Raw genomic sequence first — 7,506 nt, 5'->3', positions numbered from 1 at the left:
CGCTCCACCAGTGGGAGCGCGACGTTCGAGACGGCAGGCAAGGAAGGCAGCAGATGAAAGCGTTGGAAGACGATACCGACGCGGTCGCGTCGCAGGCGAGCACGGGCACGCTCACCCATATTCGAAATGTCGTCGCCGGCCAACAGCAGCCGGCCGCTCGTGGGCGTGTCCAGTGCCGCCAGCAGGTGCAACAGCGTCGACTTCCCGCTCCCGCTCGGGCCGGCGATCCCGACGAACTCTCCGGAGTCGACGCTGAACGTGACGCCGTCGAGCGCGCGGACAGTGGGTGTCTCCGACCGACCGAACAGACCACCGCCCGATTTACGCCTGTATTCGCGGGCCAGCGAATCGCAGGCGACGACCGGCGTCGGCTCGGTGGAGGGTTGTATATCTATTTCCTGTGACTGCGTCACTGTATCAGCTATGATACACAGCGAGAGTATATCTTTTGGGAAATTTCTACCGATCAGGTGATACAGCAGCGGACCTGTGGAATCCCTGGTCTGCTCCCAAACTCAACAATTTACTCAGCTTTGCACGTTAGCGTCGGCTATTGAGTGAGCGAAGAGATGGTCGATCTCCTCGATGAGGTCATCGACGCCGCGGTCACCGTTGTCCCGAACCAACGAGAGAAAACTATAGACGGCTTCTTTCAGAAAATATTCCGGGTTCGCTCGAAGCGATGACGCTTTCGAGCGAACCGTCCCCAAGACGCTCGATTCGGGATCGAGACGAACGAGACTGTAGGCGGCCATCAGAAGATGCCAGTGGCGACTGGCACCTTCGTTAGTCCGCATCTCGCAGTCTCCCAGGCCGAGATCCTGCTTCGAGTCCTCGAAGGACGTCTCGATGCGCCACCGCATTCCGTAGGAGTGAATCACGTGTGCGGTCGGTGCGTCAATCTTGTTCGTGACGAGGTACTTAACGGGGTTGTCTTCGTCTTCTTCGTTTGTTCCCTTCTCGGCGATGACCAGCTTCGCGTCTCCAGGTTTGGAGATGAAAAGCTTCCTCGTCCAGATGTGGTCAGTGTCGTGCTCAATATCACGCTCAACCGTGTCGATGAGCTCTGCCAGCGCATCGACACGCATCTGCTCGCCGGTGTAGGTCACCTGCCGGTTGCTCCGGAGCGGACCGATCCAGTCCCTGCCGTAGGATTCAATATGTTCGGGCAGGCCAGAGTCATGAGCGAACCAGGAGTCGAAGAGGTAGGTGTGCCTGCGGCCACCTACCTCTTCTTCGAGTTCGGTGACGATCTCGCGGGCGAGATCGTACTTGATATCATGGTTTTGCTCGTCCTCGTCTTGTTGTTCGTAGAGGCGGAACGTGAACGGGTAGACGGTTCTGTCGTCGGCGTAGAAGGCGTAGATGAGGTCTTGACCAGAGTAGAAGCGGCCGACGCCGGGGACGAAGTCCCCGGCTTTCTCGGTTATCATGCCGCCGAGAATGATGCAGCCGTCCTTGGACCGCCGCATTTCACCGTGTTTCTGAAGTTCTTCGAGGCGTTCGTGGTTGAGTTGCTGTTCGTCCCAGTCGTACTCGGTAAAGAACTTGTTGAGTGCACGTTGGCTGTTGGCTGGGAGAACTTCGCGTGCGATGCCAGCCACGGTCGTGTTGCTGGCCGCAACAAGACCTGTGGCGTAGGTTTTCGCATGACGGCGTCGTGCTGGTGATAGCGACTCGAACTCGTCGGACACGTGCGTGCACGGCAAGAAGTCCGTGATCGGCATCATCACTCGTTGCTGTCGCCCACGTCACGCTCCTACTTCAACGTGCAAAGCTGAGAAATATGTTCATCTAGCATGTTCGAATTTCAACCGACAGTTCTGCACACACGCAGCGTGTTAGTGAATATTTCTTGAATCGCGTCAGGCGTGGTACCGTCGTTTCTGTTGGTTCTCGACGAATCTTCGATTGATTCCAAATAAGCGGTGACCGCACACTCTCGACAGCTCTGATGAATTGTGTCTAGCGGTACGACGCGTCGGACGACAGAATCTAGACTGCTCTCGCCTCGAACAACGCGCTGTCCCTGGCGGGGTGAAAAGAACGACAGGCCGATCAGGAAGTATCTGAACGGGTCGAGCAGGCTCCGAATGAACTCCCGAATAAATGAGCTGAAGACGAGTGGGAAGCGGCGAGAGAGACGGCTACTGACAACCCAGGAATCGCCCCGACGAAGGGAAGGCTCAGAATCACGATCATCAGCGACAACGACTACGAGATCGTCTCGGAGCGTTCGCTCAGAACGATTCTGACTCCCCTGCGAGAACCCGGTAGCTCTCGAGTGTCCCAGCCATCGAGGGGCTTTCCGTATCGTCTTTTCGCTGGGTTCCGTAATCCATCCACTGCCCACGGGTGAAACTGTACATATCGAATCCGGTGTCCGTCTCTACAACGACGTCGACGACCGCGTCGTCGGGTGCACCGGATGGAACGGCGACCGACCGGATGTCCGTTGTATGGTCCATCACCCAGACAGCGACAACGGCCTCCTCCTCGGTGAATCGGGCTTTCGCTTCCGCCTCCGAGAGGGGCCTGTCTGGCCACCCCTCGGCGGGCTCGGGCTCGTCCATAGCCTGCATACCAGCGCGAGACTGATGATATTTACCATCGTAAGACATATACTCCCGATACGCCTCCCGCAATTGATACTATCGCTGGGAGTGCCGGCTGTGAGCCGTCCAGGTGCGGAGAGCCCGGTGAGCCCACCTCAAGCGAACAGACAGCCACGACAAGCCGACAGACATCGGCGAGTCAACAGCAACTGATATGGAAGAAACGGCACTCCCGAGTGCTGACGTCTCCGCGTTCCGTTATCCTCCTGCAAACACAGGGGGGGCTCCGGACACGACCGGTCTGTAAATCTCCATCAGCAGGGAATAGATTTCTATTCAGTAATATCGGGAGTTTCGACTCGTGTCGTCTCACTCGGCTCGAAGGCTTCGTAGTGGACGACCTCCTCGACCGGTCGCCGGCCCTTCCGCTCGTTTTCGATGTCAGCAGCGTCGGCAGGCGGATACCCGAGAGTCACCAGCATGACTGGTTCGTATCCGTCAGGGATATCGAATGTCTCGACGAGTGCGTCACTATCGAATCCTTCCATCGGACAGCTTGCAACCCCTTGTTCCCACGCCGCGTACATCAGTGTCATCGCTGCCAAGCTACTCGATCGCGTCGTCCAGATACGGCGTTCAGCCTCCGGCACATTCGCCATCGATTCAACATTCTCGAGCAGGGCGGATCGAACGTCCTGATTGGGAATATAATCTTTGGCGAGCCAGTCGTCGAAGACTACCTCGGCGTGGGCCATCGGGTCGGTGTTCCCAAGCACGACGACCGCTGTGTCAGCTGCCGTGACGTGTTCTTGTCCGTTTGCGACCGCTTTGAGGGCTGTTTGTGTCTCCTCTTCGCGGAGGGCGAGAAACTCCCACGGCTGGAGGTTGTACCCTGACGGTGTAAGTGTCACATGCTCGAAAATTGCGTCCAACGTGGACTGGGAGATCTCCTCATCGCTGTACTGATGCACTGACCGTCGGGTTGCAGCCGTCTCTGTAAACTCCACATCTAAGCTAAGAGACGCTCACACTATACTGTTGGGTTTACGAGTATCACCCCTACACAGGTGACCGGTCCACAGCAGCACAGGAGCCGTTCGGCCGGTTCGTATCTATCTGCTTCTCAAACTGTTTCAACAACGCCGAAGCAGAAACCGCCGACGATTGGATCGGATCGTTCAATTTCGTATGGAATCAGCTTATTTGAACACTACGGATACAAAAGAGTAAAGATAATTATTGCACCGATCACGAGGAGCGTATAGTAGGCTATTCGGCGCTACCACCTGTTCACGTGGATATAACTCTCTCCCAGACCATTCCACCGCTCCGATGTGGGCGCTGCCACAGCGGGCCAGCTCTGTGTCGGCTCTCTGTCGCTTTCGTGATGGCCTGCGGTTGTGCGAACATCGATTCAATCGGAGGTCACCGGCTCCTCGTCGCGTCGCCGGGCGATGATAACGCCTAGCGCTCCCTTGCGGTCCGTTCGACTCCGGCCGTAAAGCAGGTACCACGCGACCCCGCCGACGATGATGCCAGCCGCGCCGAGGATCGGAAGTATCCCCATTTGCGTGAGTAGCGCGAAGCCGCCGACCACGCCGAAGAGCTGGACGAACGGGTAGCCTGGTGACCGAAACGACGGCTGATAGGATTCGACGCCGCTGGTCCGGAAGACGATCAGGGCGAGGTTAACAATCGAGAACACGAGGATCTGGAACGCGCTGGCCAGCTTCGCCAGCTCGACCACCGGGACGAACGCGATCAGCGCAAGCAGCAGAACACCGGTCACAAGGATCGCGTTCCGGGGGGTCTGGAACCGCTCGCTGACCCGGGCGAGTCCCCCAGGCGCCAGCGAGTCACGGCTCATCGCCAGCGGGAACCGCGAAGACGCCAGCACCCCGGCGTTGGCCATACTGGTCAGCGCCAGTATCGCGACCACCGCGATGACAGTGACGCCAACCCCTCCGAGCAGTTGGCCAGCACCGTCGGCCATCGGCGTCAACGACGGGCTGTCACCAGCCCCAGGTCCAGTGGTCGTCAGTGTTTTCGCGTCGTTCAGGCCGACGACGGCTGCGACCACGAGGGTGTACAAGACCATCATCACGCCCATCGAGATGAGGATACCCCGTGGGAGGTTCCGGTCAGGGTCTTCGATTTCCTCGGCGACACTGGCAATCTTGGTCACGCCCGCATATGAGACGAACACGAACGCGGCCGCAGTGACGACACCACCAGTGCCTTTCTGCGTGAACCCGTCGAATCGGGTGGCATCGACTGCAACGCCGGCGTTGAGTACGTACGCCGCCAGCGCCACGACGACGGCGGTGACGATGATCGACTGGGCTTTGCCACTCTGCTCGGTGCCGACGATGTTGAGTATGATTATCAATGCAGCCAGCCCTAAGGCGACGGCTTTCACTAACCCGCCCGAGAGCGGGACCAGGAGGAGCAGGTACGCTCCCAGCCCGACCAGCGCGAAGGAACTCTTGAACACCAGCGAGAACCACGCGCCGATTCCCGCGACTGTGCCGGCTAGCGGGCCCATCGCCCGGTCGATGTAGATGTACGTCCCCCCGGACTCGGGCATGGCAGTTGCCATCTCTGCTTTCGAGAGCGCCGCTGGCAACACGACCAGGCCAGCCAGGATGTACGCGATAACAACCGCTGGGCCGGCCTTCTTGAAACCCAGCGCCGGGAGGACGAAGATTCCGCTCCCGATCATCGCCCCCATACTGATGGTGACCGTCGCGTACAGGCCGAGGTCCCGTTCCAAGTCGTTTTTCATTGGACACCACTTCCCGGCGGCATCGCCGGGGCCCCGGCTCGGCGTCGTTCCTGCCGGACTCCCCGTGAGACGCCGTCGGCCCGGCTGAACAGCACCAGACGCCGGAGCCACGGCCGCCTTCGGGACCTACCTCGGAGAGATGATTCGCGACTCGGAATCAGGACTCGGGCGCATCGATGTCCCGAACGACGAAAGCCGGGTCCTCCGTGTCGGCGGTCACCTGTGCCGGAACGGTCCCGAAAATCCGGTCGCGTAACGACGGCTCGGTTTCGCCCAACACCAGAAGGTCGAAGTCTTCGCCCAGTTCGACGATGCTGCGCTCGACATCCTCGTCCTCGGAGAGCTGCTGGTTGATGCGGTCTGGAGCGACGCCAGTCTCGACGAGCCGGTCGGTTGCGGCCGCAAGTAGCTCCTCGCCCGGCAGGCGGTCGGACGACTCGCTCGTGTGGAACAGCGTCACCGACGCATCGGTCGCTGACAGGAGTTCGCCGACGAACGAGGTGATCCGGTCGAGGTTCTCCGCTCCCCGCATCGGGACAACTATCCGCTCGACCGTCTTTGCCTGGCCTGGCGTGAGAATCACGTCGCAGTCCTCCTCGACGGCGACTCGGTCGATTGTCTTGTCGCGGGCCTTTCCGAATACGAGCCGAGTGGTCACGGAAGCGCCTGCCTCTGCCAGCGGTTGGGCCAACCCGTCCAGTTCGGTATTCGCCTTCGTCTCGAACTGGTTGCGTCCCGCTGACGGCGGCGTTTGCTCCGGCAGCCCGTAGTGGCCGAGGACGACCACCTCCATCGAAGCGAGCGTATCGACCAGCACGGACGGTATCGGGTCGGGGTCGGGTAGTTCGAGCGGAATGAGAACGTTGTGTGTTATGCTCATATCGTGTATTGTGATGCCCTCGCGTAAAATATGACTCCCTCTGCTCCTGGACCCAATCTGCGCTGTAGGCTCCCGGCTGCAACGTAGCTGGACGGACGTTTCGCCCGCCGGCTGCGGGAGAGTTGCTCATCGGTGCCCCTTGGAGTAGATGACGGACCGTGTCGGCTGCCGTCGACTCAGCCGCTATGAGACACTGCCGACCCGGCCGGAATCCAGTGCCCGAGTTGACCACCTCCAGCGTCTCAACATCAGCAACGACGTCGCTTCCCGGCAGGAGTGGCACATCCCTTGTATTCCGGCTCGCGACCGGAGTCCGCGGGTCGACGCGCAACTCGACGAGGTCGAATCCCGACGCCGGAACGGCCCGGACCCGTCGGTCGTAGTCCAACGTCGCACTCGCGACGGCTTTTGCCCCGGCAGTACCGAGATGAACCGTCTTGCCCGCGACGCCAGTGCCAGCCGTGTCGTCAGCTAATGGGGGCCCACCGACGGTCCGGATTGACCCGACTCGCCGCGTGACACGGCGACAGAGCGCGTGATTTCGCCCTGGACCCGCAATGAGTGCAGTGAGAGCATTGGCAGGCTCCGGGTCAGTTCGGTTGATTACCTCGGAACGCGCCGGCTTTCCAGTGATCACCACCGCGCGGTGGGAGTCGTGTAACTGTTCGTCTCTGTCGCTGTTCTGTTCAATTGGGACGGAGTCGTGGCCGTAATCATCGAGAACCGTGGCCACGTGGCTCCGGAGAGACCCTCCGCCGATAATGGTGACTTGTTGTGACATTCGCTGGCATATCCATATTTAGTTACTTGCGGGGTGAATACCGCCGTGACAGTTTTTACTTCCAAGGCGTACGAGCGCCGTTAATGACGAAATGCGTGAATGAGTTTGATTTGTTGTATGTACTAATAATCGTTGGGGGTGAGTTAATCCCTCCGTCGTTCCGTAGCTTCTTACTCAAACACTGGAAACCGGTCGAATATACCCTCGGTGACCTCCTCCTCGGCGTAAACGGAGAGAGAGCGAAGCTCCCTCAAGCAGTCGGGCGTAGCCCGACGACGGCGAGGCTTCCCGTACCGCAAGCGGTGGGAGATTTACTGGTTTGCAGACCGGTCGGCATGACGGGTCTCCTAGCGGGGCCAGACCGCCGTCACTCCTATCCCACAGTGGGATTCAGAGTTACCGGACTGGGAATCCAGCGATCCGAAGGGGATTCCCTCGAATGTAGATTCCCATGAATCCGATAGTATCCGTTTAATTAGACGAGTAGGCCGCTTCGGTGTATGTC

General features: G+C 59.6%; 6 protein-coding genes and 2 pseudogenes. 1 reads left to right on the top strand and 7 read right to left on the bottom strand.

What is annotated here, in order from left to right:
* From Q0964_RS09745 to Q0964_RS09730, 4 genes are all read right to left on the bottom strand, one after another.
* Window positions 1-413: ATP-binding cassette domain-containing protein (locus Q0964_RS09745; RefSeq protein ID WP_299266598.1), on the bottom strand; the 413-nt coding region annotated here is incomplete at its 3' end.
* A gap of 114 nt (window positions 414-527) precedes the next feature.
* On the bottom strand, window positions 528-1,730 hold the full coding sequence (locus Q0964_RS09740) for an IS701 family transposase (RefSeq protein ID WP_299266595.1): 1,203 nt from the start codon (window positions 1,728-1,730) through the stop codon (window positions 528-530).
* A 510-nt stretch (window positions 1,731-2,240) separates the two neighbouring features.
* The gene (locus Q0964_RS09735) at window positions 2,241-2,573 is read right to left on the bottom strand and encodes a hypothetical protein (RefSeq protein WP_299266593.1); all 333 of its coding nucleotides are present in this window, start codon (window positions 2,571-2,573) and stop codon (window positions 2,241-2,243) included.
* Between the two features lie 314 nt (window positions 2,574-2,887).
* The gene (locus Q0964_RS09730) at window positions 2,888-3,562 is read right to left on the bottom strand and encodes a nitroreductase family protein (protein ID WP_299266590.1); all 675 of its coding nucleotides are present in this window, start codon (window positions 3,560-3,562) and stop codon (window positions 2,888-2,890) included.
* Window positions 3,563-3,675: 113 nt separating this feature from the next.
* Here Q0964_RS09730 and Q0964_RS09725 point away from each other — a divergent pair.
* Window positions 3,676-3,762: pseudogene (locus Q0964_RS09725) on the top strand (IS6 family transposase); the annotation flags it as partial.
* Window positions 3,763-3,969: 207 nt separating this feature from the next.
* Here the strand turns inward: Q0964_RS09725 and Q0964_RS09720 are convergent.
* The 3 genes and pseudogenes from Q0964_RS09720 to Q0964_RS18460 all read right to left on the bottom strand — a co-directional run.
* Window positions 3,970-5,340 (bottom strand): APC family permease, encoded by a 1,371-nt coding sequence (locus Q0964_RS09720; RefSeq protein ID WP_299266587.1) that lies wholly within the window; start codon window positions 5,338-5,340, stop codon window positions 3,970-3,972.
* 157 nt (window positions 5,341-5,497) lie between these two features.
* Complete coding sequence (locus Q0964_RS09715) at window positions 5,498-6,220, bottom strand: universal stress protein (RefSeq protein WP_299266584.1); 723 nt, start codon at window positions 6,218-6,220, stop codon at window positions 5,498-5,500.
* A gap of 514 nt (window positions 6,221-6,734) precedes the next feature.
* Window positions 6,735-7,001 (bottom strand): annotated as a pseudogene (locus Q0964_RS18460) (NAD-binding protein); the annotation flags it as partial.
* Between the last annotated feature and the right edge of the window lie 505 nt (window positions 7,002-7,506).

Source organism: Halorientalis sp., assembly GCF_028275115.1.
In the GTDB taxonomy this organism is placed as follows: Archaea; Halobacteriota; Halobacteria; order Halobacteriales; family Haloarculaceae; genus Halorientalis.
The sequence above is the reverse complement of the archived record's forward strand: the minus strand, read 5'-3'. Positions and strand labels throughout refer to the sequence as shown.